At 35.5% G+C, this 26,438-nt stretch carries 23 protein-coding genes and 2 pseudogenes; 8 read left to right on the top strand and 17 right to left on the bottom strand.

The annotated features are described in order from the left end of the window. Nucleotides 1–36 precede the first annotated feature (36 nt). From KGI96_RS00830 to ybfE, 4 genes are all read right to left on the bottom strand, one after another. Complete coding sequence (locus tag KGI96_RS00830) at nt 37–2,682, bottom strand: PqiB family protein (protein WP_211597756.1); 2,646 nt, start codon at nt 2,680–2,682, stop codon at nt 37–39. Between the two features lie 105 nt (nt 2,683–2,787). Beyond that, on the bottom strand, nt 2,788–3,240 hold the full coding sequence (fur, locus tag KGI96_RS00825) for a ferric iron uptake transcriptional regulator (RefSeq protein WP_211597755.1): 453 nt from the start codon (nt 3,238–3,240) through the stop codon (nt 2,788–2,790). 23 nt (nt 3,241–3,263) lie between these two features. After that, nucleotides 3,264–3,788, bottom strand: a complete 525-nt coding sequence (gene fldA, locus KGI96_RS00820) for a flavodoxin FldA (protein WP_211597754.1) — start codon at nt 3,786–3,788, stop codon at nt 3,264–3,266. A 27-nt stretch (nt 3,789–3,815) separates the two neighbouring features. Then, complete coding sequence (gene ybfE, locus KGI96_RS00815) at nt 3,816–4,100, bottom strand: LexA regulated protein (RefSeq protein WP_211597753.1); 285 nt, start codon at nt 4,098–4,100, stop codon at nt 3,816–3,818. Nucleotides 4,101–4,467: 367 nt separating this feature from the next. On the opposite strand from ybfE, the gene KGI96_RS00810 reads away from it, so the two are divergent. The 3 genes from KGI96_RS00810 (at nt 4,468) to KGI96_RS00800 (ending at nt 9,711) form a co-directional block, all read left to right on the top strand. After that, on the top strand, nt 4,468–8,937 hold the full coding sequence (locus tag KGI96_RS00810; RefSeq protein WP_213156509.1) for an ESPR-type extended signal peptide-containing protein: 4,470 nt from the start codon (nt 4,468–4,470) through the stop codon (nt 8,935–8,937). Between the two features lie 126 nt (nt 8,938–9,063). Then, nucleotides 9,064–9,267, top strand: a complete 204-nt coding sequence (locus KGI96_RS00805; RefSeq protein WP_211597751.1) for a hypothetical protein — start codon at nt 9,064–9,066, stop codon at nt 9,265–9,267. Nucleotides 9,268–9,366: 99 nt separating this feature from the next. Beyond that, on the top strand, nt 9,367–9,711 hold the full coding sequence (locus KGI96_RS00800; RefSeq protein ID WP_211597750.1) for a YadA C-terminal domain-containing protein: 345 nt from the start codon (nt 9,367–9,369) through the stop codon (nt 9,709–9,711). Nucleotides 9,712–9,905: 194 nt separating this feature from the next. On the opposite strand, the gene KGI96_RS00795 is transcribed toward KGI96_RS00800, so the two are convergent. After that, nucleotides 9,906–10,634 (bottom strand): 3'-5' exonuclease, encoded by a 729-nt coding sequence (locus KGI96_RS00795; protein ID WP_211597749.1) that lies wholly within the window; start codon nt 10,632–10,634, stop codon nt 9,906–9,908. An 8-nt stretch (nt 10,635–10,642) separates the two neighbouring features. Next, nucleotides 10,643–12,526 carry a DUF294 nucleotidyltransferase-like domain-containing protein gene (locus KGI96_RS00790; RefSeq protein WP_211597748.1) on the bottom strand — a complete coding sequence of 628 codons (1,884 nt, stop codon included), beginning with the start codon at nt 12,524–12,526 and terminating at the stop codon, nt 10,643–10,645. A 206-nt stretch (nt 12,527–12,732) separates the two neighbouring features. Between KGI96_RS00790 and truA the strand changes: the two genes are divergently transcribed. Both truA and KGI96_RS00780 read left to right on the top strand, forming a co-directional pair. Further along, nucleotides 12,733–13,512: a tRNA pseudouridine(38-40) synthase TruA gene (gene truA, locus KGI96_RS00785; RefSeq protein WP_211597747.1), complete on the top strand. Its 780-nt coding sequence runs from the start codon at nt 12,733–12,735 to the stop codon at nt 13,510–13,512. A gap of 59 nt (nt 13,513–13,571) precedes the next feature. Next, a pseudogene (locus KGI96_RS00780) lies at nt 13,572–13,832 on the top strand (hypothetical protein); the annotation flags it as partial. Nucleotides 13,833–13,901: 69 nt separating this feature from the next. Here the strand turns inward: KGI96_RS00780 and iscX are convergent. The 11 genes and pseudogenes from iscX to hpf form a co-directional block, all read right to left on the bottom strand. Further along, nucleotides 13,902–14,105, bottom strand: coding sequence for a Fe-S cluster assembly protein IscX (iscX, locus tag KGI96_RS00775; protein WP_211597745.1), 204 nt, complete (start codon nt 14,103–14,105; stop codon nt 13,902–13,904). Between the two features lie 9 nt (nt 14,106–14,114). After that, entirely contained in the window at nt 14,115–14,456 is a 342-nt protein-coding gene (fdx, locus tag KGI96_RS00770; protein WP_211597744.1) for an ISC system 2Fe-2S type ferredoxin, read from the bottom strand. A gap of 15 nt (nt 14,457–14,471) precedes the next feature. Further along, a complete protein-coding gene (gene hscA, locus KGI96_RS00765) occupies nt 14,472–16,325 on the bottom strand; it encodes a Fe-S protein assembly chaperone HscA (protein ID WP_211597743.1) in 1,854 nt (617 codons plus the stop codon). Between the two features lie 64 nt (nt 16,326–16,389). After that, a pseudogene (locus tag KGI96_RS00760) lies at nt 16,390–17,067 on the bottom strand (DUF2625 family protein). Between the two features lie 302 nt (nt 17,068–17,369). Beyond that, nucleotides 17,370–17,705, bottom strand: a complete 336-nt coding sequence (locus tag KGI96_RS00755) for a transposase (RefSeq protein WP_213156507.1) — start codon at nt 17,703–17,705, stop codon at nt 17,370–17,372. Nucleotides 17,706–17,759: 54 nt separating this feature from the next. Next, complete coding sequence (gene hscB / locus KGI96_RS00750; RefSeq protein WP_211597741.1) at nt 17,760–18,281, bottom strand: Fe-S protein assembly co-chaperone HscB; 522 nt, start codon at nt 18,279–18,281, stop codon at nt 17,760–17,762. Between the two features lie 14 nt (nt 18,282–18,295). Continuing rightward, a complete protein-coding gene (gene iscA, locus KGI96_RS00745; protein ID WP_211597740.1) occupies nt 18,296–18,619 on the bottom strand; it encodes an iron-sulfur cluster assembly protein IscA in 324 nt (107 codons plus the stop codon). A 118-nt stretch (nt 18,620–18,737) separates the two neighbouring features. Next, nucleotides 18,738–19,118 carry a Fe-S cluster assembly scaffold IscU gene (gene iscU, locus KGI96_RS00740; RefSeq protein ID WP_211597739.1) on the bottom strand — a complete coding sequence of 127 codons (381 nt, stop codon included), beginning with the start codon at nt 19,116–19,118 and terminating at the stop codon, nt 18,738–18,740. Nucleotides 19,119–19,148: 30 nt separating this feature from the next. Further along, complete coding sequence (locus tag KGI96_RS00735) at nt 19,149–20,363, bottom strand: IscS subfamily cysteine desulfurase (protein ID WP_211597738.1); 1,215 nt, start codon at nt 20,361–20,363, stop codon at nt 19,149–19,151. 48 nt (nt 20,364–20,411) lie between these two features. Further along, nucleotides 20,412–20,828 carry an Rrf2 family transcriptional regulator gene (locus tag KGI96_RS00730; protein ID WP_211597737.1) on the bottom strand — a complete coding sequence of 139 codons (417 nt, stop codon included), beginning with the start codon at nt 20,826–20,828 and terminating at the stop codon, nt 20,412–20,414. Between the two features lie 173 nt (nt 20,829–21,001). Then, nucleotides 21,002–21,322, bottom strand: coding sequence for a ribosome hibernation-promoting factor, HPF/YfiA family (gene hpf, locus KGI96_RS00725; protein ID WP_211597736.1), 321 nt, complete (start codon nt 21,320–21,322; stop codon nt 21,002–21,004). 317 nt (nt 21,323–21,639) lie between these two features. Here hpf and glgP point away from each other — a divergent pair, with 317 nt between their 5' ends. The 3 genes from glgP to KGI96_RS00710 all read left to right on the top strand — a co-directional run bounded on the left by glgP (nt 21,640) and on the right by KGI96_RS00710 (nt 26,368). Beyond that, nucleotides 21,640–24,039, top strand: coding sequence for a glycogen/starch/alpha-glucan family phosphorylase (gene glgP, locus KGI96_RS00720; RefSeq protein WP_213156505.1), 2,400 nt, complete (start codon nt 21,640–21,642; stop codon nt 24,037–24,039). Nucleotides 24,040–24,277: 238 nt separating this feature from the next. Then, nucleotides 24,278–25,315 carry an ABC transporter substrate-binding protein gene (locus tag KGI96_RS00715; protein WP_211597734.1) on the top strand — a complete coding sequence of 346 codons (1,038 nt, stop codon included), beginning with the start codon at nt 24,278–24,280 and terminating at the stop codon, nt 25,313–25,315. A 15-nt stretch (nt 25,316–25,330) separates the two neighbouring features. Then, entirely contained in the window at nt 25,331–26,368 is a 1,038-nt protein-coding gene (locus KGI96_RS00710) for an ABC transporter substrate-binding protein (protein WP_211597733.1), read from the top strand. Nucleotides 26,369–26,438: the final 70 nt, after the last annotated feature.

The following is a 26,438-nucleotide window of genomic DNA, read 5'->3' as shown; positions in this document are numbered from 1 at the left end:
ATCTGACCGCTTGTTGCTCTCCTAATTTTACAAATGTTAATATGCACCTTGATTCCACTCTGCCGCACCTTTAGGTGGGTTAGGTTGTAGAATAAAATGCTGATTAGCTTTAGCTTTTGAACTCACTATTTTACCTGATGGCGTAGAAAATGAAATACCGCCATTCATTAATTGGGACATTGTACCAGAACTAATGGTTGCTCCATTTAATCCTACGTTCATTGTGTAGCCAGAAGATTCCCAGAACTGACTATTTTTACGCACTAAATGACGATATTTATAACTAATTCGTACATATAAAAAGACACGATCCCCTAATTCACTTAATTTTACACGATCAACAATCCCCACTTGTAAGCCTCTATAAAATACAGGCGTATCTACACTCAAACCATTGGCATTACTGGTTTCTAATACAATAGGGAAGCCACCTTGATATTCTGTTTTAGTGACATCATTATCCACTAAGGTAAACCAAGTTTTACGTTTTCCCGTACCTGCATTAACATCAATATAATTTTGTAGTACTGCATCTAAATGCTTAAATCCTGAACTATTAATTTGTGGAGAGATCGCCTTAAATACACTGCCTGATCGTGCCACAATCCCATAATATTTACTCTTAATGGAAGCGGTCACTTTAATACGTTTTTTTGCATTTTCTAATTTTAAGGTTTTAATGTGACCAATGGTTAATCCCATATATTTAATTGGCATACCTTCACTTAATTTAGCGGCATCTTTGGTAATTAAGGTAATACAAGAATTTCCAGCAAAAACTTTATCATAATTTTCATAAAGGGTATTACTTTGCTTACCTCCTTTATTATCAAAACTAATTGCTCCCTTTAAAGTTCTCATAAGAGGGGCTGCTTGAATATTTATTCCTTTTGTTGAAATATCAATCGCTGTGGCAGGCTCAATCCAAAAGCGACTTTTATTAGTAAATAAATGACGATATTTAGGTATGATAAATAATGCTATTTCAAATTGCTCTGCTTTTGGTGTAATATCCAACACTTCACCGACTTGAAAATCATTATAAAGTATTACCGAACCTTTATTTATTCCTGATACTTTTTTGGCAGACAATACCTTTGTTACACGCTTTTGTGTATCAATAATCCCTTGTTGTGCATTTTCTCTATTTTCATAAAGAGGATAAGAATCAAGAGGCTTACCTTTTGGTTCTTCAACTAACATTCTAATCCCCCCCTTTAACCATTCTGTTGGTGAAGCGGATTTAAACTGCACGCCATCCATATTAGCAGAGAGATCAAAATGAGAAATAGAGACAAACTGACTGTTTTTAGCAATAAAACGACGATATTCTGGATAAATCATTACCTTAAAACTGACATTTTTCAAGGTGACATTTCGTTCTAAAATTTCACCAATTTGAATATCGTTATAGTAAATACCTTGCCCTTTGTCTACTCCATAAGATTGCGAAGCAACTAAGGTTAAACCCAACACATCTGGACGGCTTAATAAATAATCAGCTTCTTTTTGAATGCTAAATGTATTTAATTCCTCACCCTCACCCACTTTTACAACATCAAAAAAATTGCCTCTCACTAATTCATTTAATTTTGTTATCTGTTGTTTATTTAAACCAAACTGAGGTTCTTTTAATAAAATAGTGGTTCCTGAACGTAATAAGTGTGTATAGTTTGGATTAAGTAATAATTTACCCTTTAATACTTTTTGTTCCATACTAGTATCAATAGGATCTAATTCAGCTAACACCCCAATTTTCGTATTTTGGTAAAAGAGTGCCGTTTCATTAACTTTAACAGAAGAATGAAGAGGCAATAGAACATCCACTTCAATCCCTCTGTTTGCTGCTTTTAAATTTTTATACAAAGTATAATGCTGGTTTTGAACAGCTTGTTGCGTATCATCCTTAGGAGAATCAAAGGCAATTGCACCTTGAACAACAGATTGAATACTATCTATTGCAATAGATACCCCTGATAAATCTAATGTTGCATTAATACCACTAATATTCCAAAAATGGCTATTTTTCTTCACCAAGTTGGCATATTTTTTCTTTATCATTACATCAATCTCAACTTGTTGTTGATCTTCAGTAAAACGATAACTTAAAATACTTCCAACCGGTACTTTTTTAAAATAAACATTTGATCCGATAGAAATAGAGCCTAAATCATCAGAAACTAGCTTAATCAATAAATCTCCTGCCGTAACAGGAGCAACAGGAGGTTCTAATTCCGCAATAAATTCATCTGCCTCATCTCCTGTTCCAGGTAAAAGCGTAATATAATTTCCTGATACAATAGAATCTAATCCAGAAACACCCGCTAAAGAAACAGAAGGTTGAACTAACCAAAACTTAGTATCTTCACGTAATAATGATGATGCTTCAGGTGTAATTTCAGCAATCACATCAACATTTTTCAAATCTTCAGAAAAACTGACTTTCTTTACCAATCCAATTTGCAATCCTTGATACCTAATTGGTGTTTTCTTTGCTGTAATACCTGCACCATCGGTGAAATGAAGAGTGATAATTTCGCCTCTTTCTTTCAAAATCTGAAAAAATAATAATGCACCAATAATAAAGGCAATAACAGGGAGTAACCAAAATATCGAAATTTTACGAGGAGGACGAACTTTGGCTGTTTCAACTTGAGGAATAGAGGTTGTATTTTCTGACATAAATGGGTACCAAATAAAACAATAGAAGCGGTACGATCTTGTAATTTGTTTACAAAATCTCACCGCTTATGCTCAAATAATTAAGTATAAAGAGAATAAAAAATACTATTTTTCTTTATTATCACAATGACTTAGATCACTGCAAGTTCCATAAAGATAAAGACTATGTTTTTCAAGTTCAATACCGTGTTTTTGACTAATTTCTCTTTGACGACGCTCAATCTCGTCATCTTTAAATTCAAACACCTTACCACAATCTTTACAAATAATATGATCGTGTTGATGATCATAATTCAACTCAAAAACGGCTTTATTAGAATCAAAACTATGACGAGTTAAGATACCGACCTCTTCAAATTGATTTAACACTCGGTACACGGTCGCTAAACCAACCTCAGATTTATGTTCTAAGAGAAGTTTATAAATGTCTTCTGCTGCAAAATGTTGCATATTTTCACGAGAATCTTGCATTAATGCAAGAATAGTTAATCGTGGTTCTGTAATTTTCAGACCCACTTTTTTCAGTAGCTCTTTATTTTGTTCAGATTGTTCCGACATTTTATGCTCCTTATTTATAATCATTAAGCTAATGATGAAAGACACATTTCATCATTTAATTGTTCACACCATTTCTGTACTCGTTGTTCTGTTAATTCTGGTTGACGATCTTCATCAATACATAATCCAACAAAGGTATTTTCATCCACTAATGCTTGAGAAACTTCAAAATTATAACCTTCTGTTGACCAATGCCCAACAATAACACCGCCATTTTGTTCAACAACATCACGCACCGTGCCCATCGCATCACAAAAATATTCCGCATAATCTTCTTGATCGCCACAACCAAAAATACCAATGATTTTTCCTGAGAAATCAATTTCCTGTAAAGTTGGCATAAAGTCATCCCAATCCGCTTGAGACTCACCATAATACCAAGTTGGAATACCAATTAATAAGAAATCATAGGCTTCTATATCTTCCTTAGTACTTTTTGCAATGTCGTGTACTGCAATAAGATTTGCACCTAATTGCCCTTGAATCATTTTTGATACGGCTTCAGTATTACCCGTATCACTACCGTAAAATAAACCAACAACTGCCATTTTATTTCCTATCTTTTTTGTTAACTTTTAATCAATCGATTGTTTATTAATGTAATCATCTAAAATTCTTTGAATGAGCTGACTACGAGTTATATTTTGCTCGTTTGAGCATTTTTCTAATGCTAAAACAAGATCAGAATGTAGCTTTAATTCCACTCGCTTTAGACCACACGAGCGATCTCTTCTTAACTGATTACGTTTATTAATCCTTATTTGCTGCTCTCGACTTAACAAACTACGACGAGGACGCCCCACTTTAGGAGATGATGCAAATAAGTCTAACGTGATACAATCTACATCTTGTTTTGCCATTATACCATAATACTACTTAACTATTCTCATTTACAAATGAAAATGAGAATATTATAAACAATTTTTAAATATACCATATTCTTTATTTATTGAAAATAAAGCATTACAATTTTGTACATCCCTTTGCGTTGTGGCAGCCCTGCAAAATTGTGTAAAAAAGATATATTAATTGTAGACTATTAAAGCACTTAATGTTATTTTAACAAAAATCATACAAAAACTGCGTTGTTTGTATGATTTTTTTGTCGAATAATTATTACAATTATTACAATTATTACAATTATTACAATTATTACAATTATTACAATTATTACAATTATTACAATTATTACGGTTGATTGTAAAATATAGAGGTTCCATCATTACTATGAATAAAACATATAAAATTATTTATTGCACAACAAGACAAACATGGATAGCAGTATCAGAATTGGCTAAGGGTTATAGCAAAGGAAGTAGTCATTGTACTCAAGTAGATAGTAAAACGCTTCATACCTCATTAAAAATACTTTCAGTCGCCATAATGTTGGCAATTAGTGGGAAAGTAATAGCGGCTACGACGGGAACAACTCTGGAAAACGCTTCAACAGACGAAAGTAATGGGATAGCAATAGGTTCTAAAACAGGTGGTACTTTAGCAGAGGCTAAGGGGCCAGGAAGTATTGCTATCGGTTCAGATGCAAAAGCTAAACAGAAAAGTACTATGGCTATTGGTTTAGAAGCAATAGCTGAAGAAGAGTTAGCTTTTGCTATTGGTTGGAAAGCTAAGGCGGATAAAAAGCAAAGTTTGGCAATTGGTTCTAAAGAGACATGGGCAAAAGGGGAGCAAGCAATTGCCATTGGTGGAGACACTTACGCAATGGGTGATTCTTCTATTGCTATCGGGGGGGATGATTTAAATGGTGTTGCCAGAAAAAATTATAATGGATCGTTATGGAACGACTCACTTGGTAATTTTGATAAATGGAACAGTACTGACGTCGCAAAGAAATATAAACAAAAAACGGGGAAATGGTTAGTTGACCCTACAAATAGGAATACCTTATATATTAAAACAACATCACAAGGTGCAGGAACGATTGCAGTAGGTGTTCAATCTTATGCTGGTGGTGATTTGGCAAGTGCGTTAGGAACACGTGCTAGAGCGGGTGGTTTTGCGGCTACTGCTTTTGGTATTGGTTCCGAGGCAACAAAAGATAATTCTGTTGCCTTAGGTGCAGGTTCTATCACTTCTTTGGCTGATCCAACAGTCAGAAAATCTGATGGTACTTTGAAATTTAAAAATATTGTGATAAACAATCCTGGTGGAACAACAACATCATTAACAGCTGACCAAGCGAAAACAGAAGATGAAAAATATTATAGTGCGATACGTACACCAAGTGCTAAAGTTGGAAAATTAGATAGTTCAGGAAATTTTATTCCTGGTCAATTTATTGAATACACTGGTTTTGCTGGTGGTAAGTCTATGGGAGAGGGTGATCAGGTTTCAGTAGGTGCTAGAAATTATGAACGCCAAATTAAGCATGTTGCAGCAGGGCAAATTACCCCTGAATCAACGGATGCCGTTAATGGTAGTCAATTATTTGCTATTACTAATAGTTTGCAAAATCAAACTCAAAAACCAATTACCTTTAAAGCAGATACTAATTCGGATACAGGGACTGATGGAAGCCAACAAAAATTAGGTAGTGAGTTTTCTATTTTAACTAATGAAGCTTTAACTGATACTAATTATGTAGGGGATAACCTAACTACTGAAGTAAAAGATGGAAAAGTGTTGATTGGTATGAAGAAAGCACCAGATTTTCAGTCTATTAAACTAACAGATGGTACAAATGAAACTAATTTAACTACTACAACAGATGGCTTAAATGTAGGTGGTGATAAAATTACTAATGTTGCAGATGGTACAATTGATGACACAAGTAAGGATGTGGTTAATGGTAGCCAATTATTTGATACCAATAACCAAGTTGCAGGTAATACTGCTGCTTTAGGTGGTGGAGCCTCTTACAACTCTGCTACAAATACCTATACTAAACCGACTTATAACACAGTTAATGCGGCAGGTACCAATGTTGGAACTGCAGCAGATAATGTAGGCAGTGCCTTAACTAATCTTAATAACTATATAAATAGTGGTTTTAATGTACAAGAGCGTGGTACAACTAAAGGAACAGTAACACCAACAGAAAGTATTAATTTTGTTAATGGTACTTTAACCACAGCTAGAGTAATTGCTGAAGCCAATGGTGTGACCAATATTACTTTTGATGTAGATGCTCAAAGTATCGCACAAACTGCCCAATTACCCGTGGTTTATACTAAAGAAGATGGCACAAAAGTATATAAAAAACCAAATGGTAAATTTAGTGAAAATGCTGATTTATCAGGAGCAGAAATTGACTCAGCAGACGTTATTGCTTCAATGCAAAATGCTGATGGCACAACCAATAATCCAAGTACTTTAGCTAATGTTAAGAGTACGATTGGACATAATAATGGTGAAGGTGCTATCAATCAAGCTGACGCTAAAGCAGTAACAAATAATTTGCTGACTAAAACTGACGGTTTAAGTACTGCATCTACAGTCGGTGATTTACAAGCACTCGCACAAGCAGGACTTGATTTTGCAGGCGATGATGGTACGGCAATCCATAAAGCATTAGGTCAAAAACTTGAGATTATCGGTGGAGCAACAACAGCGGATTTAACCGACAATAATATTGGCGTTAATGAAGATGCTGGTAAGTTAAAAGTACAATTATCGAAAAATCTAAAAGGTTTATCAAGTACACAATTTGTGAATAATGGTGGTACGGAGACGATTAAAATAGATGGAAATACTCGAAAAATCACTGGATTATTAGACACAATTGCAACGCCAACAAATCCAAAAGTAGGCACGGCTCCAACGGGTAATCAAAGTGGTATTGTTGCTACAGTAAAAGATATTTTAAATACTGGCTGGAATTTACAAGTTGGTGGTAATGCTAAGGATTTTGTTCAAGCTTATGATACGGTAAACTTTGAAAATGGTACGGGAACAACAGTTGAAGTAAATACAACGCCTGATGGTAAAAAATCAACCATTAAAGTGAATTTGGATGCTCAAGGATTAACAGAAAAAGCTCAATTACCCGTGGTTTATACTAAAGAAGATGGCACAAAAGTATATAAAAAACCAAATGGTAAATTTAGTGAAAATGCTGATTTATCAGGAGCAGAAATTGACTCAGCAGACGTTATTGCTTCAATGCAAAATGCTGATGGCACAACCAATAATCCAAGTACTTTAGCTAATGTTAAGAGTACGATTGGACATAATAATGGTGAAGGTGCTATCAATCAAGCTGACGCTAAAGCAGTAACAAATAATTTGCTGACTAAAACTGACGGTTTAAGTACTGCATCTACAGTCGGTGATTTACAAGCACTCGCACAAGCAGGACTTGATTTTGCAGGCGATGATGGTACGGCAATCCATAAAGCATTAGGTCAAAAACTTGAGATTATCGGTGGAGCAACAACAGCGGATTTAACCGACAATAATATTGGCGTTAATGAAGATGCTGGTAAGTTAAAAGTACAATTATCGAAAAATCTAAAAGGTTTATCAAGTACACAATTTGTGAATAATGGTGGTACGGAGACGATTAAAATAGATGGAAATACTCGAAAAATCACTGGATTATTAGACACAATTGCAACGCCAACAAATCCAAAAGTAGGCACGGCTCCAACGGGTAATCAAAGTGGTATTGTTGCTACAGTAAAAGATATTTTAAATACTGGCTGGAATTTACAAGTTGGTGGTAATGCTAAGGATTTTGTTCAAGCTTATGATACGGTAAACTTTAAAGGTAAAAATGGTATTACTGTAGAGTATAAACCTGATAATGGCATAAATAATATTGAAATCGGTTTAACGGCTGGTACGATTAATAACAATGCTACGACAGGAGCTGCAACAGGGAATACGGGTTTTGTAACAGGTACTCAAGTTGCAACTGCGATTAATAATGCTGGTCATACGGTACAAACGACCAATACCAATAATGTTGTGACAGGAAATACTGGAAGTAGTTTAATCAAAAATGGTCAGGCACTAACGGTTGAAGCAGGTAAAAATTTAAGTGCATCAATGGATAGTAATGGAACATTAAAGGTTTCTACTAAAGAGAAAGTTCAGTTTACTGAAGTTACGATAGGTAATACAACTAATAATACTGTTCTAACCTCAACAAATAAAGGTTTAGATGTTGGTGGTGATAGAATTACCAATATAAAAAGTGGTTTAGATGGTAGAAATATTCTTGATATTAAGAAAGAAGGTACTCGTGCGGCACAATGGAGTAATGCTGCTACAATTGGTGATTTGGCTACTGTGCAAGGTAATGTAAATACCAATGTTACTAATATTAGCAATATTAATAAAATTGTTGGTGGTACTGATGCTGATGGTAATGCAACCAATGCAAAGGGTGATGAAATAACAGATACTGACGGTAATCCAATTAAAAATACGGTTGCTTTAACAACCTATGACGCTGATGGACAAACAACAGTTGTTAATAATAGTACTATCTCTGCAATCAATAATATGAATGAACAAGGTATTAAATTCTTCCATACCCACGATGGTAAAACCAAAGGTAAAGGAACTTCTCAAAATCCTATAGATTCTGTGGCATCTGGTAAGTATTCAACGGGGATTGGGTATCAAGCTAAAGCAAAAGGTGAAAATGCCATTGCTTTTGGTAAAGGCTCTCAAGCGACAGCCAAAGATTCAATCGCTGTAGGTACTGGTAATATTGTTGATGCGAAGCATTAAGGTGCATTTGGTGACCCAAGTTATATTACTGAGACTGGTATCAATGGAAGTGCAGTAGAAGGAAGTTATTCTATTGGTAATGATAATGTTATTAATAGCTCAAATACATTTGTATTGGGTAATAATGTGAATAACAGTGGAGAGAAAGATGCTGGAGACAAACCTATCGCTAAAGATGGAGGTTCTGTTGAAAACTCTGTTTATTTAGGGAATAAAACTACTGCCACTAAAGGTAATAAAGTGGGTACGAAAAATCTTACTGCTACGAAAGGTAAAAAAGTGACGAGAGGAAAAACGACTACTGCTGGAGATAAAGGCACGGTTAAATAAGCAACTGTAGGTGGCATTACTTATGGTGGATTTGCTGGTGCAACAGCGAATGGTGTTGTTTCTGTCGGAGCTGCAGGAGATGAAAGACGTATCCAAAATGTGGCAGCGGGTGAAATTTCTAAGACTTCAACAGATGCGATTAACGGAAGTCAACTTCATTCAACTAATGCTGAGGTTGCAAAAATTTCTCAGAAATTAGGTGACTTAAAAGGAACGATGAGTGCAGGTATTGCAGGGGCTTATGCAGCAGCAGCATTAGCTCAACCTCACGATCCAGGAGCGAGTAGTGTTGGGGTTGGAGTAGGTAACTTTAGAGGAGAGTCAGCATTATCTATTGGTGTTTCTACTATTTCAGATAATGGACGTTGGATATTGAAAGGACTCGTCACTCATGATACTCAAAGTCATACTGGTGCCGCTGCAAGTGTGAATTATCAATGGTAAAAAATTATCCTTAGGCGTATTTTGTAAATACGCTTAGGATAGAAATTTAGTATTGATGAGATACGCTAGTTAAAAAAATAACCCCAAATGTTGTGTTCAACTTTTGGGGTTATTTGTGTTAGCGGTGACATTTTTTGTAAAATTTACAATTCAATTTAGTATATATCGACAGGGATGCTCTTCTATATAAGAAACTATTGCCAAAGCTCTTTAACAGGGGTGTTTTCACAAAAATGATAACTAATTTGAGCTTGTAATAATTCTGCCGTAGCAATAGCATCAGTTAAAGCATTATGGGCAGAATATGCAGGTAACCCATAGCGAGTACGACTATTAGCAAGTCGAACAGAAGGTATTTTTTTTCCCAACAAACGATCAATAAGTGATCTTTTTTCATATTGAATATTGCCTTCAATCTGCATTGTATCAACAACTGGAAATAGAATTCCTTCATTAATTCTCACCATTAAAGCAGAATTAAAAAACTGACGTTCAATTGGACGGTAATGCACTACCACAATTTTATTGGCAAGAATAGTTAACAAATCATCTAGTACTTTGTGTAAATCAGGAGCATTAAAAATATCACTGTGGGTAATACCGTGAATAACCACAGATTGTTCTTCTAATTCTTGTTTTGGACGAACAATCCAATGCCTTGCTTGATTACAATAAATACGCTTTAAATCAAAAGGAATTAAACCAATACTGACAATATCATCAACCGTGGCATCTAACCCGGTTGTTTCAAAATCAAGGGCAACAAATTCTATGTCACTTAGTGGTGTATCTCCATTAATAATACCCGCTTGATAAAACTGTTTTAATAACGGATTTTTTGATTGTTCCGCCTGCTGTTGATAAAAATCTTGCCAATCCGCCGGAAGCTGATCATCATGAATAATGAGATTTTTTATTGTCATTGAATACCCTAATATTTACGTCTTGGTGGATAGCGGAATTTAATAAATTTTTGTGCATTACTTAATACTAAAAATGCGTCTTTTAAATTACGACGTTCAAAATCTGACATTGCCTCAGGTTCAATATTATTATCAGGCTCTTGCTCTTCTAAAATATCATTAGCCTGATGACGAATACGAACAATAGACAATAATTCTAACGCATCTTGTAAATCACGTCCTTGATTACGAGGTAAAATCCTCTCTTCAATAATATTTTCCAAACGTTCAAAAGAATTTTTAGCAAGAGAACCGATAGATAGTGCGTGAACACGAATTAAATCAACAAGAGGAGCTGTACCACGGCGTTTTAAGTTAATGGATTTATGATGACGACCATCATCTTCCATCACGAAATTTTTAAAGAAACCAAGTGGTGGTGTACGTAATCCTGCAGTATGAGCTAATGCGGCAAGGAAAACATTATTACGTCTGGCTCGTTGAACAACAAAACTATAAAGCTGATCCGCCCATTTAGTACGCCCATAAACGCCATCGAGATCAAAGAAGATAGAACTATGTAATAATTTAGTTGGATCTGGATTATCAATCCAATCTACAAAAGTTTCTTTCCATTGTGAAAGGGTTTTACGCCATTCTGGATTTGTTGCCATTATATCTCCAGTACAATAAGTATAACCACAAGCATTTAAACCATCACAAATGAACTGGCAAAGTTGTTCAAAATAATCATTATGTAATGTTGGATCATAGCTTTCATCAAGAATCAGTGCATTATCCTGATCTGTTACAATCAGTTGTTCATCACGTGCCATAGAACCAAGTGCTAATAAACAATAGGGAACAGGTGGTTCGCCTAACTTTTCTTCGGCAAGTTCTGCTAAACGCTGTTTAAAACTACGCCCAATCACTGCCATCGCACTCCCTACCATATGCGAATTTGCCTCTTCTTGTACCATACGAACAAAACAATCTTTTACTTGTTCAGCAATCACCGCTAAATCTTCAACATTATTTTGTTGGAAAATACTATTTACAATTAATAAGCTATTTTGGGATTCATAACGCAATAAATCACTATTTGCCAAAATACCAATGGCTTCTCCTTTATACATAATAGGCAAATGGTTAATGTTATAACGCAACATTGTCATCATCGCCTCATACAGATAAGCATTGGCATCTAAACAATACAAACTCGGTGACATTACTTCACTAATCGCAGTAGTCGGGTCAATATTTTCTGCCAATACTCGAGTGCACAAGTCCCTGTCTGTAATAATCCCCATAAAAGGATCTGTATTTTCTTCTTCATTTAAATTTGTTGTAAGTAAATCTGCAATTAAAACAGCTGAAACATTTTCCTCTTTCATACACATTGCCGTGTCTGTAATAGAAGTATTTTGATCAACAATAACAGCAGGGCGGGTAATTAAGGTTTTCACCTTTGATTGAATAAGATTATTTTCACTTGCTTGCACAACTTGACGTAACCGCTGAGTTTCCTCCACTTCCATAAAATCAGCAAACACCTCGTAGTCATTACAAAAACGATGAAAAAGTACAGCAGGAATACAATAAGTTAAGGTATCTTCAACTGCAGTAGTAGGGAAACGTACCTTATTGCCCATAAATAGCCCCATCTGTCCAAAAAGTTGCCCCTCAGACATACGGTTATAAAGTTTACCATTACGGCGATAGATCTCCACTACTCCACTACGAATAACATACAAAGAATCAATCTCTTCACCATAAGTTAAAATGGGGGTTTCTGCACGAAAATAACGAATTTCTATATTTTGTACTAATTCATTAAGCGCATCATCTGGCAATTCATCAAAAGGTGCTGATTGAATTAAAAAGTTTTTTATTTCAAGTAGTTCAATTTCCATAGTTTTTTTCTTAATTGGGTAATGAATAAGCTATAGTATAACTGATATTTTCATCGTGAAACCATTTTTAGATAAAATTTAATCTTATTTGAAAGTTTGTAGATTAAAGATAGCGGGGACATTTTGTTAAAAAATTGCAAAAATATCAAAAAATCATACCGCTTGTAGTACAATATCTTTTATTGTTAATAATTTAATAAATTCAAATGAAAATTGCATTAGGTATTGAGTATGACGGAAGTCGTTATTTTGGTTGGCAGAAGCAACAATCTGTTATCAGTGTTCAAGAACAATTAGAAAAAGCATTATCTATTATTGCCAACTCTCCAATTGAGGTATTTTGTGCAGGACGTACTGACTCTGGAGTTCACAGTACAGGACAAGTAGTGCATTTTGAAACAGATGTGAATCGTCCTTTAAAAAGCTGGTGTTTTGGAACGAATGCTCACCTACCTGATGATATTTCTGTTAAATGGTCTATTGACGTTGAACCCGATTTTCACGCTCGTTTTAGTGCTACAGCTCGCCGTTATCGTTATATTATCTATAATAATAACCTTCGCTCTGCAATCCTGCCAAAAGGGATATCCCATTATAATGTTCCACTTGATCATCAAAAAATGCACCAAGCGGGACAATTTCTGTTGGGTGAAAATGATTTTAGCTCATTTCGTGCCGCACAGTGTCAGTCAAATAGCCCAAATCGTAATATTCATCATTTAACTGTCACTCGTAGTGGACAATTTGTAATTATTGATATCCAAGCAAATGCTTTTGTACATCATATGGTCAGAAATATTGTGGGGAGTTTAATTGAAGTAGGTTGTGAAAATCAAGAACCTGAATGGATCAAATGGTTACTTGAACAAAAAGATCGACAATTAGCTGCTCCAACCGCAAAAGCAGCCGGGTTATATTTGGTTGATGTGCATTATCCAGAACAGTTTAATATCCCAAAAACGCCATTAGGTCCATTATTTTTATAAGTTTTTATTACGCAAACCTTTGCTATTTTGTATAACTATTTCAATATGTTACAAATGTCTTTATAATGATCTCCTATTTTTTATTAAGAGAATTAAAAATGAACTATATTGAAATTTTAGGCTATGCGGCAATGATTACCGTGTCTTGCTCTTTCTTACTTAAAGATGTGACTAAATTACGTTTTGTTAATACTATTGGGTGTATTTTATTTATGATTTATGGGTTACTACTTAAATCTTACCCAGTGGTAGGCTTAAACATTTTTGTTGCCTGCATTAATAGTTATTATATATTTAAAGAATTAAAAGCTAAAAAATAATTCTTTGTAATCACAGGAGACAGGGTATCGTTATACCCCGTCTCAATACTGAATATTGAATTTACAAATTTACTCATCATATTCATCAAGCCATTTTAATAAAATAGACTCTAGAATTTTCTCATTCGATTTTTGTGGATCATCATCAAAATCTTCTAATTCACAAATCCAACGGTGCATATCCGTGAAACGCACTGTTTTTGGATCTAAATCGGGATCTCGATCATAAAGCTCGATTGCGATGTCTTGTGTATCTTGCCAAGTTAATTTCATTACTCTTCCTTAGTGATCCGCTTCTTTGGCGTGGTTTAAGGTATATTTTGGAATTTCTACCACTAAATCTTCATCACCCACAATACATTGACAACCCAAACGGCTATCCATTTCCAAGCCCCACGCTTTATCAAGCATATCTTCTTCCAGATCGCTGGCTTCATTTAATGAATCAAAGCCTTCACGAATAATCAAGTGGCAAGTGGTACAAGCACAGGATTTTTCACAGGCGTGATCCACTTCAATATGTTTATCTAACATTAAATTGAGTAAGTTATCGCCCTCTTTTGCTTCAATTACATCACCCTCTGGGCAAAGATCTTCGTGGGGTAAAACGACTATTTTTGGCATTTTCTTTCCTTTATACTATTCAACTTCACTAACAGATTTTCCTGTTAATGCTTTATTCACAGACGCATTCATTCGTCGTGCCGCAAATTCTTGCGTGGCTAAATCGACTTTTTTAATTCCCTGAGCAATCAAACTACGATCTTCGCCTTTTTTAATTTCAATCAATTCGGCTAACACCTGTTCAATTTGATGAAATTCAGCTTCACTTAATAATTCCACACCGTCTGCTTTTAATGCGTTAATCACGCTTTCAATCACACGATCCGCCTCTACTCGCTGTTCTGCTAATTCACGAGCCGTAATATCTTGCTTAGCATTCTCAAAAGATGATTTGATCATTTGAGTGATTTCATCATCGCTTAATCCATAAGACGGTTTAATTTGAATAGACGCTTGCACTTTGGTGGATTTCTCCATTGCGGTTACACTTAATAAGCCATCAGCATCCACTTGATAAGTCACACGAATATGTGCTGCACCCGCCACCATCGGTGGAATGCCACGCAATGTAAAACGTCCTAATGAACGGCAATCGGCGACTAACTCACGTTCGCCTTGCACCACGTGAACCGTCATTGCAGTTTGTCCATCTTTAAAGGTGGTAAATTCTTGGGCTTTTGCCACAGGAATGGTGGTGTTGCGTGGAATGATTTTTTCCACCAATCCGCCCATTGTTTCAATACCCAGTGAAAGTGGTACAACATCAAGCAATAGCATATCCGAATCAGGTTTATTCCCAACCAAAATATCCGCTTGAATAGCCGCACCAAGTGCCACCACTTTATCTGGATCGATGGAAGTTAGCGGTGTTTTTCCAAAAAATTCGCCCACTTTTTCACGTACATAAGGCACACGGGTTGAACCGCCCACCATCACGACTTGTTGCACTTCATCATTAGAAATTTGAGCGTCTTTTAACGCACGACGACAGGTCATCAAAGAGCGTTTTACAAGCGGTTTAATTAGATCAGAAAATTGCAATTTTGATAATTCGCCTTGCCACGCTTTCCAACTAACCGTTACCGTTTCTTGCTCACTTAATGCAATTTTGATTTGGATTGCAAGGGTTAATAAATCACGTTGCTCGGTGTTATTCTTTGGTGCAATCTGCGATTGTTCTACGATCCAATTTGCAATCAAATGATCAAAATCATCACCCCCTAATGCGGTATCGCCCCCTGTTGCTAGCACTTCAAATACGCCACGAGATAGGCGTAAAATCGAAATATCAAAAGTACCACCGCCCAGATCGTAAACTGCAATCACACCTTCTTGAGTGCTATCCAAGCCATAAGCAATCGCTGCTGCTGTTGGTTCATTTAACAGACGTAATACATTTAAGCCTGCTAAACGAGCGGCGTCTTTGGTGCTTTGACGTTGTGCATCATCAAAATAGGCTGGCACAGTAATGACCACACCAGATAATTCGCCCGCTAAACGCTGTTCAGCAATATAATTAAGATGACTTAAAATATCACTTGAAATCTCAACAGGGCTTTTGTTGCCTTGACGAGTGCATAATAACGGCAAGCCATTCTCACTTTCTGTAAACTGATAAGGTAATTTTGGGTAACGTTGCTGAATATCACTCAGGCTACGCCCAATCAAACGTTTCACAGAAATCACCGTATTTTGCGGATCAACACTCGCTTGTGCAAAAGCCTCGTGTCCCACCGATTTCTGTTCATCAGCATAATGCACGATAGACGGAATTAACGCTCGCTCTTGTTCATCATTTAAAATGGTCGCTTGCCCACTGCGTACACTTGCCACCAACGAATTCGTTGTGCCTAAATCAATTCCCACCGCCAGCTTTGCTTGGTGTGGTTCAACACTTTGACCCGGTTCTGCAATTTGTAATAATGCCATTATTTTCTCTAATCTTTTCTATATTTAATTTTTACGGGCGTATACAATACACCCCTACAATTTTCTAGCTAACGGAATACGCTCCGCCAAATTTATCGTCTATTTTAAAGGTTGCTTGGTAATGACGTTCAATCGGCACCACCTGTGAATGACGTTGATTATCGGTTTTAACCGATAATTCAGGCGTAAAAATTAGTACTTGGTTACCACTTAATTCGCCCACTTGCTGTTGCCAATTATCCCAAAATAGCCCTTGATAAAAACTATCTAAATCTGCATTTAACGCCCAACCTAAAAATTCTGAATAGCCTAAATTTAAGTCTTTCCATTGTTCTGTTACTGGCGAATAATAATGAATTTTTCCTAATCCTCCATATAAACCGCCAGAATTTAATGCAAAATAACCACCAATAACATCATCAGCCACTAATAAATAACTCGGCTTTTCGCCTTATTCCGCAAAGGTTTTGCCATAATTCCATTCTGTTAAGCCACGATCCATTTTTTTTGATCCTGACCCCAACAAACGCAACCAGCCATTTTTAACTAAAATACCGCCTGTTTCAAAAATAACTGCCCCTAATGGAGTACCAATATTTAGTTGCAAGGTTAATAATTCCTGTGCTGCTCGCTCATCATCTTTTTCTAAAATTTCAAAACTATTTCTTGTCTGAGCAAACCACGTTTCTAAAATATCCCACGCAGGTTTTGGTACGTTAATTAGCTGTTCTAAATCTTGCATTTTAATCCCCAACTTCTAAATTAATTTTATATTTATTTTGGAGACAGGGCATGCCTGTCTCTACAGTACTATTATTCGTTTTTATAAATTAAGTTCATCATTAACCCAATTTTCTGGATTAGCTAGAATATAGTTTGTTATTTTCTCAAATGACTGTTCATTTCTAATAATATGCTCATAAAACCGTGATTGCCATGCAAACTCTAATCCTAAACGATTTGTATGTTTGGTGACAGCTGATTTATAGCTCCCAATAATTGATGAAAACGAATTTTTTCCAATATTTTGAAATCTATTTTTTCCTATCGTTTTTGTAGAGACAGGGCATGCCCTGTCTCCATCATTTCATCATCAATATATTCATTCTGTAAAATCAAAATTCCATGAATGTGATTTGGCATTATAATAAAATCACTTAACTCAATATTTTTATTATGATTTTTAATTTCACACCATAATACATCAGCGATAATTCCCATTGAAGAATAAATCATTTTCGAATCTTCAATTCTACCAAAATAATGAGCCTTATCCTTAGTGCAAATAGTAACAAAATAAGCCGCATTCATTCTATAATCCCAATCTTTTAATCGTATTGATTGAGTTTTATATAAATTTTTATATAATTCTTTTTGCATATTTTATCTACTTGGGAGACAGGGCATGCCCTGTCTCTACAGTTATTATTTTACTTACAACTCAAAAATAATCTCTTCTACTCGCTCGATTTCGACATTTAATTTTTTGATAAAACGTAATTTATCGCATAATGCTTTGGCGTGTTGCCATTGTTCGTTAGCTAAGGTTTCACTTAATTGATTTAAAATTTCTTTATTTTGTTGTTCAATTTCAGCTGTAAAAGCGGTTAGATTTTCTTCATTTTTTGCAATTTCGATCTGTTCTAAGGTTTCTCGCCACTGCATTTGTTGCATCAAAAATTCGATATCATTATTGCTTTTTTGTTCGATATTTTCTGCTTTTCCTGTGGCAATTTCGATGATCGCTTCAGCACGTAAAATCGGATCTTTTAGAGTTTGCAATGCGTCATTCAGTTGTGCTGATTTTTGCATTGCTTGGCGTTGTTCTTGTGCCGTACCCGTTGCAAAATTATCTGGGTGTAATGCTTTTTGTAAAGCAAGATAATTTGCGGATAATTTTGCATTATCGATCTCAAATTTGACCGCTAGATCAAAGAGTTCAAAAGGATTATTCATTATTATTTTATCCATTACACATAAAAACTTTCGCCACAACCACATTCGTCTTTTACATTTGGGTTGGTGTATTTAAATCCTTCATTTAAGCCTTCTTTGACATAATCAAGTTCCGTGCCTTCTAAATGAATTAGGCTTTTGGGATCAACAATAATTTTGATACCGTGCTGTTCAAACACCTGATCTTCTTCATTTAATTCATCAACAAATTCCAATACATAAGCTAAACCAGAACAACCTGATGTCTTAACACCTAAACGTAAACCAATACCCTTGCCTCGTTTTTCTAAAAATAATTGAACACGGTTTGCAGCTGCTTCCGTTAATGTAATTCCCATTGTTATTCCTTAAAATTCAAATTCTTAATCAATTTTAATTACCAACAAGCGGTAAGATTTTGTTAAAAATTTGCAAAATCCTACCGCTTTATTTTTATTTTTCATAACATTATGAAAATTAACGTTTTTTCTCTTTATAGTCAGAAATTGCTGCTTTGATCGCATCCTCTGCAAGAATTGAGCAATGCACTTTTACTGGTGGTAATTCAAGTTCTTGTGCAATATCACTGTTCTTGATAGATTGTGCTTCATCAAGGGATTTCCCTTTTACCCATTCAGTAATCAATGAGCTTGATGCAATCGCGCTGCCACAACCGTAAGTTTTGAATTTTGCATCTTCAATGATACCTTCATCGCTAACTTTAATTTGGAGTTGCATTACATCACCACAAGCAGGGGCACCCACCATTCCAGTCCCAACATGACTATCTTGTTTATCTAATATCCCTACGTTACGTGGGTTTTCATAATGATCGATCACTTTATCGCTATATGCCATTTTAATATCCTTTTTTATTTAAATTATTGATTAATGTGCAGACCATTCAATGGTACTTAAATCAATGCCTTCTTTGTACATATCCCAAAGTGGCGAAAGTTCACGCAATTTCACCACCGCTTTTTTAACCACTTCAATAGTATGATCTATTTCTTCTTCTGTTGTCCAACGTCCCAAAGAGAAACGAATTGAGCTATGGGCTAATTCATCATTACGTCCTAAAGCACGTAATACGTAAGAGGGCTCTAGACTTGCTGATGTACAGGCTGATCCTGATGACACCGCTAAATCACGCAATGACATCATCATTGATTCACCTTCCACAAAGTTAAAACTGATATTTAGCAACGAACCAATACCTTGTTCCATACAACCATTGATATACACTTCTTCCATATCTTTGAAACCGTTTAATAGGCGATTGCGTAATACAGTCAAACGTTCCATTTCTGTTGCCATTTCTAACTTAGCAATACGGTACGCTTCGCCCATTCCGACAATTTGGTGAACAGGTAATGTACCTGAACGCATTCCTCTTTCGTGTCCGCCACCGTGAATTAACGCTTCTAAACGAATACGTGGACGACGTCCTACATATAAACTACCGATGCCTTTTGGTCCGTATAATTTATGGCTTGAAAACGACATTAAATCGATATTCATTGCTTTCACATCAACGGGTAATTTCCCCACACCTTGTGTGCCATCAACGTGAAACACGATTTTCTTGCTACGGCAAATTTTACCCATTGTTTCAATATCTTGAATCACACCGATTTCATTATTCACTAACATAATCGAAACTAAAATCGTATCTTCACGAATTGCCGCTTCAAATTTAGCTAAATCAATCAAACCGTTGGTTTCTGGTTCTAAATAAGTGACTTCAAACCCTTCACGCTCTAATTGACGGCAAGTGTCTAACACCGCTTTATGCTCGGTTTTGCAAGTGATGATATGCTTACCTTTGGTTTGATAGAAATGTGCAGCCCCTTTAATTGCAAGATTATCAGATTCCGTCGCACCTGAGGTAAACACGATTTCACGTGAGTCTGCACCAATTAAATCGGCAATGTGATTACGAGCAATATCAACCGCTTCTTCGGCTTCCCAACCAAATTTATGCGAGCGAGAAGCAGGGTTACCAAAGATACCGTCCTTGGTCATATATTTCATCATTTCATCTGCAACACGCTGATCCATTGGTGTAGTTGCTGCATAATCCAAATAAATCGGTAATTTCATTTTTTCTCCTAATATAAAAGAGGGATAATCCACTTTTTTAATAAATTTCTAATCCTGACGAGCCAAATGCTCTGACACTAATTCTTCAATTGAAATAGTATAAAGAAAATCAGCAATCTGATCTTCCAAACGCTCCCAAAGTGAGTGCGTTAAACATCTTGATTCATTATTGCAATTTCCATTGCCTTTGCATTTGGTTACATCAAGATTTTCATTTACGGCATTTACCACCATTCCAACACTAATATCTGAAACCGCTTTATCTAATTTATAGCCGCCACCCGGTCCTCTCACACTAGATACAATGCCTTCTCTACGTAACTGTCCAAAAAGTTGTTCTAAATAAGATAATGAGATCGCTTGACGCTCTGAAATATCTGCCAAACTAACAGGCTTGGATTTTCCATAAAGTGCAATATCAAGTATTGCAGTAACGGCATAACGACCTCTTGATGTTAATTTCATAAAATGCCCTAACAATTTTTCTATAATTAAGGTGTAATTTTATATACCTGACTATTTTAGTCAAGTAATTTTATATCTATTAGAATGATAGGATTTGAATTATTAAATTGAAAGGTTTAATGAATAGAAAACCCACAATAGAATTGTGGGTTAAAATTATAATATAAAAATATTTATTCTACAGCTAAATTTAAACTACGATCTGTACGACGTGCTTCTGTTTTTGTTTTCTGTTTATTAAGTTGTACTTCTAACTTATGTTCAACCTCATTGATTGCTTTATAAAGATCTTCATTTTGAGCTTTTGCAAATAAATCCCCATTTGGTGTACCAATAGCCACCTCTACTTCATAATCTTTTGGTAATTTATGGATCATAAAATGAGGATTGATTAACTGAGTATGCCATTTTCTCAATTTTGCTAAGCGATCTTCGATATGGCTACGAATGGCTGGAGTGATATCCATTTGTTTACTTGAAATATTAATTGTCATAGTTGTTACCTCTTTAATGATGACCTTTTTAGGTCGTTTCAAGATAGTCCTAACTTAAGCCTTCTAGTTAAAAATATCAAGAGTAAAACGATAAAAAACTTTAAAAATTTGAAGTAGTTAACATTTTTGTATAATTACGTCCTATTATACTAGTTCAATTTTTTTAGCGATGAATATTATTATGAAACTTTTGAATTAGATAACTCTTAATCCCCCCTTATCATCCTTAAATAGTTTGAATAGGGGGGATTTTTATTACCTTAATATCCTAAATAATGTCATCAACTTTTTTATGATGGACTTTTTAGGAGATGATTATGTCTTTTCAGACGCAATTTAAAACATTATTTGAACAATCATTAGCACAATATTGCCAAACTCGTTATCTCACACCACAACAACTTTCAACAACACAGTGGTATCAACTTATTGCAAAGGTTAGCCAACAGGCAATTTTGCAAAAATCACAAACAAACACACCGCTTACCAATGTTCGCCACGTCAATTATTTATCAATGGAATTTCTGGTGGGTCGTTTACTGGGTAATAATTTGCAAAATCTTGAAGTTTATGATTTTATCACTCAACAAGTAAAACAATATGGCGTAGAACTCGTTGATATTTTAGAACAAGAAACCGATCCTGCATTAGGAAATGGCGGATTAGGACGTTTAGCCGCTTGTTATTTAGATTCAATGGCAAGTATTTGTCAACCAGCAACAGGCTATGGCTTACATTATCAATATGGTTTATTTAAACAATCTTTTTCAGAACAAGGTAAACAAAAAGAGCAAGGCGATGCGTGGGGACGTGATTTTTATCCCCAACAACAACACCGTTTAGATTTTACACAGCAAGTGGGCTTTGGTGGTAAAGTAAGCTTAATTTCGAATGATAAATATCAATGGCAACCAGAATGGTTCGTTAATGGCGAAGCCTTTGATTTACCTGTCGTAGGCTATAAAGGCATTCAACAACCCTTACGCTTATGGCAAGGATATAGCGAAAGTAGTTTTGACCTTACAAAATTTGATGCGGGAGAATATCTTTTCGCAGAAGAGAACGTGATTGATGCCTCAAAACTGAGCAAAGTGTTGTACCCAAATGATAACCATCAAAATGGTAAGGCGTTACGCCTAATGCAACAATATTTCCACTGTGCTTGCTCTGTGGCAGATATTATCAAACGCCATTTAGCACAAGGGCGTAAACTGGAACAGCTTGCTGAATATGAAGTCATTCAACTGAATGATACCCACCCAGCGATCGCTATTCCTGAATTAATGCGTATATTGTTAGATGATTATGATTTTTCGTGGCAACAAGCGTGGCAAATTTGTAGTCAAACTTTTGCCTATACTAACCATACCTTGCTACCAGAAGCATTAGAGCAGTGGGATCAAAATCTATTAGCAAGTTTATTACCACGTCATTTTATCATAATTGACCGTATCAATAACGAGTTATACCAGCAAGTGAAAGCCCATTTTAGTGATGAAGAATTTTCAGATGTATGGCAACAAACCGCAGTTCTTTTTGGCTATCGTGTCAGAATGGCAAATCTTTGTGTGGTCGGATCTTTTGCGGTTAACGGTGTCGCAAAAATTCACTCAGATTTAGTGGTTAGCGATCTTTTCCCTGCTTATGCTCGTTTATTTAAAGATCGTTTTTATAATATCACAAATGGAATTACGCCACGTCGCTGGATCCGTCAAGCCAATCCACAATTAAGTGCATTACTGGATAAACATATCAAAGGCGATTGGACAAAAGATTTATCCTTATTACAACAAATTGAAAAATTTGCAAAAAATGAAAAATTTCAGACCGCTTATACACAAATAAAACAAGCGAATAAGCAACGTTTAGCGGATAAAATCAAGCAAGAATTAGGCTTAGACGTGGATACAAATGCTATTTTTGATGTGCAAATTAAGCGTTTTCACGAATATAAACGCCAGCAACTTAATCTGTTAAATATCATTGCGACCTATCAAGAATTAAAGGCAAATCCAAATCAAGAATTCGTACCAAGAGTCTTTATTTTTGCAGGTAAAGCCGATCCGGGTTATTTTATGGCGAAACAAATCATTCACGCTATTAACTGTGTCGCTGATGTGCTCAATAACGATCCTGAAATGAAAGGTAAATTACAGGTTGTCTTCTTACCTGATTATCGAGTGAGCCTTGCAGAAATCATTATTCCTGCGGCTGATGTATCAGAACAGATTTCTCTTGCAGGAAAAGAAGCATCTGGAACAGGAAATATGAAATTAGCCTTAAATGGGGCGATCACCTTAGGTACATTAGACGGTGCCAATGTGGAAATTGCAGACTATGCAGGTAATGAAAATGTGGTTATTTTTGGGCATACGGTAGAGAGCATTAACCAAGTATTAAAAGACGGTTATGAGCCAATGGCATATTATCAAGAAGATAAAGTATTAGCTCAAGCTATAAATTCTCTTGCTAACGGCACATTCTCAAAAGGTGATACCACAACTTTTGAAGCCTTAGTGAAAGAGTTATTAACAAAGGATACTTTCTGTACATTAGCTGATTTTGCAAGCTATCGTCAAGCACAACAAAAAATTGCAAATTTCTATCAAAATCGTACCGCTTGGATTGAGGCAACAATTTTAAATACTGCAAGATTAGGGACTTTCAGTTCCGATCGCTCAATTACAGATTACCAAACTCAGATTTGGAAAAAATAATACCTTTCTCCTAAGAAAATACTTCTTATTCTTATTTTACTTTAAACAGTTCATCAGTTTAAGAAGTATTTTATTTTCTATAATTTTTGTGATGATAATCACATTTTTAAACAATTTTAGTTTAAATAAAAACAAAATGTGAGTAAAGTGAGCCATAGCATTTTATTTTATGTTCAATTGTTTTCGTTTTAGAAAATCAATTATCAAGTTCTTTACATATAAAAATGAGGTTCTCACAATGAAAAAATCCAAATTTCGATTACTCAAAACTGTTTCTGCAGTAGCATTAGGTTTAGCGATTTGCAACACCGTTGCAGCTAAAGGGCATTTAGTTATCTATTGTAGTGCAACAAATGCGATGTGTGAAAATGCAGCGAAAACATTTGGTAAAAAATATGGTGTCAAAACACAGTTTATCCGCAATGGTTCTGGTAGCACTTTTGCAAAAGTGAAAGCGGAAGCCAGTAATCCACAAGCTGATGTTTGGTATGGGGGTACTTTTGATCCTCAATCTCAAGCGGGCGAAGTCGGTTTATTAACACCTTATAAATCAAAAAATCTTGATCAAATTGTAGAGCGTTTCCGTGATCCAGGTAAGAAAAAAGGCAATTATACCTCTGCTATCTATATGGGTATTTTAGGTTTTGGTGTCAATACAGAACGTCTTGAAAAATTAGGAATTAAGCAAGTTCCACAATGTTGGAATGACTTATTAAAACCAGAATTTAAAGATGAAATTCAGGTTGCCGATCCACAAAGTTCTGGTACAGCCTATACTGCAATTGCGACTTTCGTTCAATTATGGGGTGAAGACAAAGCCTTTGATTATTTCAAAAAATTAGATCCAAATATTTCTCAATACACAAAATCAGGTGTTACTCCATCTCGTAATGCGGCACGTGGTGAAACAGCGGTCGGTATCGGTTTCTTACACGATTATATGCTAGAAAAAAGTAAAGGTGCGAAGTTAAAATTAGTTGTACCTTGTGAAGGAACGGGTTATGAGTTAGGTGGTATCAGTATTCTTAAAGGTGCAAGAAACTTGGATAATGCAAAATTATTTGTTGATTGGGCGTTATCAAAAGAAGGGCAAGAATCTGCGTGGCAAAAAGGTCAATCTTTACAAATCTTAACTAACACTACCGCAAAACAACACCCTGCAGCACCAAATCCTGATGAGCTTAAATTGATCAATTATGATTTTGAAAAATATGGTTCAAAAGATGAAAGAAAACGCTTAATTGACCGTTGGGTTGATGAAGTAAAAATGAAATAGTAAGTGGAGAAAAAAATGAAGAAATTTCAAACAAAATTAACCGCAGCAGGTTTATTAATTTCAGGACTTTTAGTCACTGATATGGCGATGGCGTCAGGACGATTAACCGTTTATTGCAGTGCAAGAAATACAGTGTGTGAACAACAAGTTAAAACATTCCAAGAAAAATTTGGTGTAAAAACCGCTTTTATTCGTAATAGCTCTGGAACAACACTTGCGAAACTTCAAGCAGAAAAAAACAACCCTCAAGGTGATGTTTGGTATGGTGGAACCTTTGATAGCCACTCACAAGCTGCTGAAATGGGATTATTACAACAATATAAATCTAAATATTTAGATGATGTGATCCCTGAATTTAAAGACCCAGGCAAGCTAAAAGGAAATTATAGCTCTGTCGTTTATATGGGAGTATTAGGTTTTGGTGTAAATACAGAACGTTTGAAAAAACTAGGAATTAAAAAAGTGCCGAAATGCTGGAAAGACTTAACCGATCCTCGCTTAAAAGGTGAAGTACAAGTTGCGGATGCACAAAGTTCTGGTACAGCATATACCGCAGTTGCTACTTTCGTACAACTTTGGGGTGAAGATGAAGCCTTTAAATATATGAAGAAATTACATAAAAACATTTCTCAATATACCAAATCAGGTACAGCACCATCAAAAAATATTGCTCGTAATGAAACCACCATTGGTATCGGTTTCTTACAAAACTACTCTTTTGAACGTGAAAAAGGTGCTCCTCTTGATGTCATCGTACCTTGTGAAGGAACGGGTTATGAATTGGGTGGCGTAAGCTTAATCAAAAATGCACGTAATGAGAAAAATGCGAAACTATTTATTGATTGGGTAATGTCAAAAGAATCACAAGAATCTTTATGGAGAGATACTGCAGATCATCACATTTTAACTAATGTGAAAGCAGAAGCTTCACCATTTGCATTAAAACCAAGTGAACTGAATTTAATTAATTATGATTTCAGCAAATATGGTTCTAAAGATCTTCGTGGTCGTTTAATTGATAAATGGTTAAATGAAGTAAAACTTGCTAAATAATAGCATTCATCTCGCCACTGTATTGTTACTTTAAGTGAATGAAATATGGTGGCGAAAATCCATTATTTAT

It is taken from the genome of Phocoenobacter atlanticus subsp. cyclopteri, assembly GCF_018343795.1.
Lineage (GTDB): Bacteria > Pseudomonadota > Gammaproteobacteria > Enterobacterales > Pasteurellaceae > Phocoenobacter > Phocoenobacter atlanticus.
The sequence above is the reverse complement of the archived record's forward strand: the minus strand, read 5'-3'. Positions and strand labels throughout refer to the sequence as shown.

What these genes read in the sequence shown, in the direction of transcription:
- KGI96_RS00795 (WP_211597749.1), bottom strand. Translation starts at nt 10,634, where the DNA reads ATGACAATAAAAAATCTCATTATTCATGATGATCAGCTTCCGGCGGAT.
- hscA (WP_211597743.1), bottom strand. Translation starts at nt 16,325, where the DNA reads ATGGCATTATTACAAATTGCAGAACCGGGTCAAAGTGTTGAACCACAC.
- fdx (WP_211597744.1), bottom strand. Translation starts at nt 14,456, where the DNA reads ATGCCAAAAATAGTCGTTTTACCCCACGAAGATCTTTGCCCAGAGGGT.
- KGI96_RS00790 (WP_211597748.1), bottom strand. Translation starts at nt 12,526, where the DNA reads ATGGAAATTGAACTACTTGAAATAAAAAACTTTTTAATTCAATCAGCA.
- iscX (WP_211597745.1), bottom strand. Translation starts at nt 14,105, where the DNA reads ATGAAATTAACTTGGCAAGATACACAAGACATCGCAATCGAGCTTTAT.
- iscU (WP_211597739.1), bottom strand. Translation starts at nt 19,118, where the DNA reads ATGGCATATAGCGATAAAGTGATCGATCATTATGAAAACCCACGTAAC.
- ybfE (WP_211597753.1), bottom strand. Translation starts at nt 4,100, where the DNA reads ATGGCAAAACAAGATGTAGATTGTATCACGTTAGACTTATTTGCATCA.
- KGI96_RS00755 (WP_213156507.1), bottom strand. Translation starts at nt 17,705, where the DNA reads ATGCAAAAAGAATTATATAAAAATTTATATAAAACTCAATCAATACGA.
- hpf (WP_211597736.1), bottom strand. Translation starts at nt 21,322, where the DNA reads ATGACAATTAATATTTCAAGTAAACAAATGGATATCACTCCAGCCATT.
- hscB (WP_211597741.1), bottom strand. Translation starts at nt 18,281, where the DNA reads ATGAATAATCCTTTTGAACTCTTTGATCTAGCGGTCAAATTTGAGATC.
- fur (WP_211597755.1), bottom strand. Translation starts at nt 3,240, where the DNA reads ATGTCGGAACAATCTGAACAAAATAAAGAGCTACTGAAAAAAGTGGGT.
- KGI96_RS00810 (WP_213156509.1), top strand. Translation starts at nt 4,468, where the DNA reads ATGAATAAAACATATAAAATTATTTATTGCACAACAAGACAAACATGG.
- KGI96_RS00735 (WP_211597738.1), bottom strand. Translation starts at nt 20,363, where the DNA reads ATGAAATTACCGATTTATTTGGATTATGCAGCAACTACACCAATGGAT.
- KGI96_RS00715 (WP_211597734.1), top strand. Translation starts at nt 24,278, where the DNA reads ATGAAAAAATCCAAATTTCGATTACTCAAAACTGTTTCTGCAGTAGCA.
- truA (WP_211597747.1), top strand. Translation starts at nt 12,733, where the DNA reads ATGAAAATTGCATTAGGTATTGAGTATGACGGAAGTCGTTATTTTGGT.
- KGI96_RS00830 (WP_211597756.1), bottom strand. Translation starts at nt 2,682, where the DNA reads ATGTCAGAAAATACAACCTCTATTCCTCAAGTTGAAACAGCCAAAGTT.
- glgP (WP_213156505.1), top strand. Translation starts at nt 21,640, where the DNA reads ATGTCTTTTCAGACGCAATTTAAAACATTATTTGAACAATCATTAGCA.
- iscA (WP_211597740.1), bottom strand. Translation starts at nt 18,619, where the DNA reads ATGGGAATTACATTAACGGAAGCAGCTGCAAACCGTGTTCAATTATTT.
- fldA (WP_211597754.1), bottom strand. Translation starts at nt 3,788, where the DNA reads ATGGCAGTTGTTGGTTTATTTTACGGTAGTGATACGGGTAATACTGAA.
- KGI96_RS00730 (WP_211597737.1), bottom strand. Translation starts at nt 20,828, where the DNA reads ATGAAATTAACATCAAGAGGTCGTTATGCCGTTACTGCAATACTTGAT.
- KGI96_RS00710 (WP_211597733.1), top strand. Translation starts at nt 25,331, where the DNA reads ATGAAGAAATTTCAAACAAAATTAACCGCAGCAGGTTTATTAATTTCA.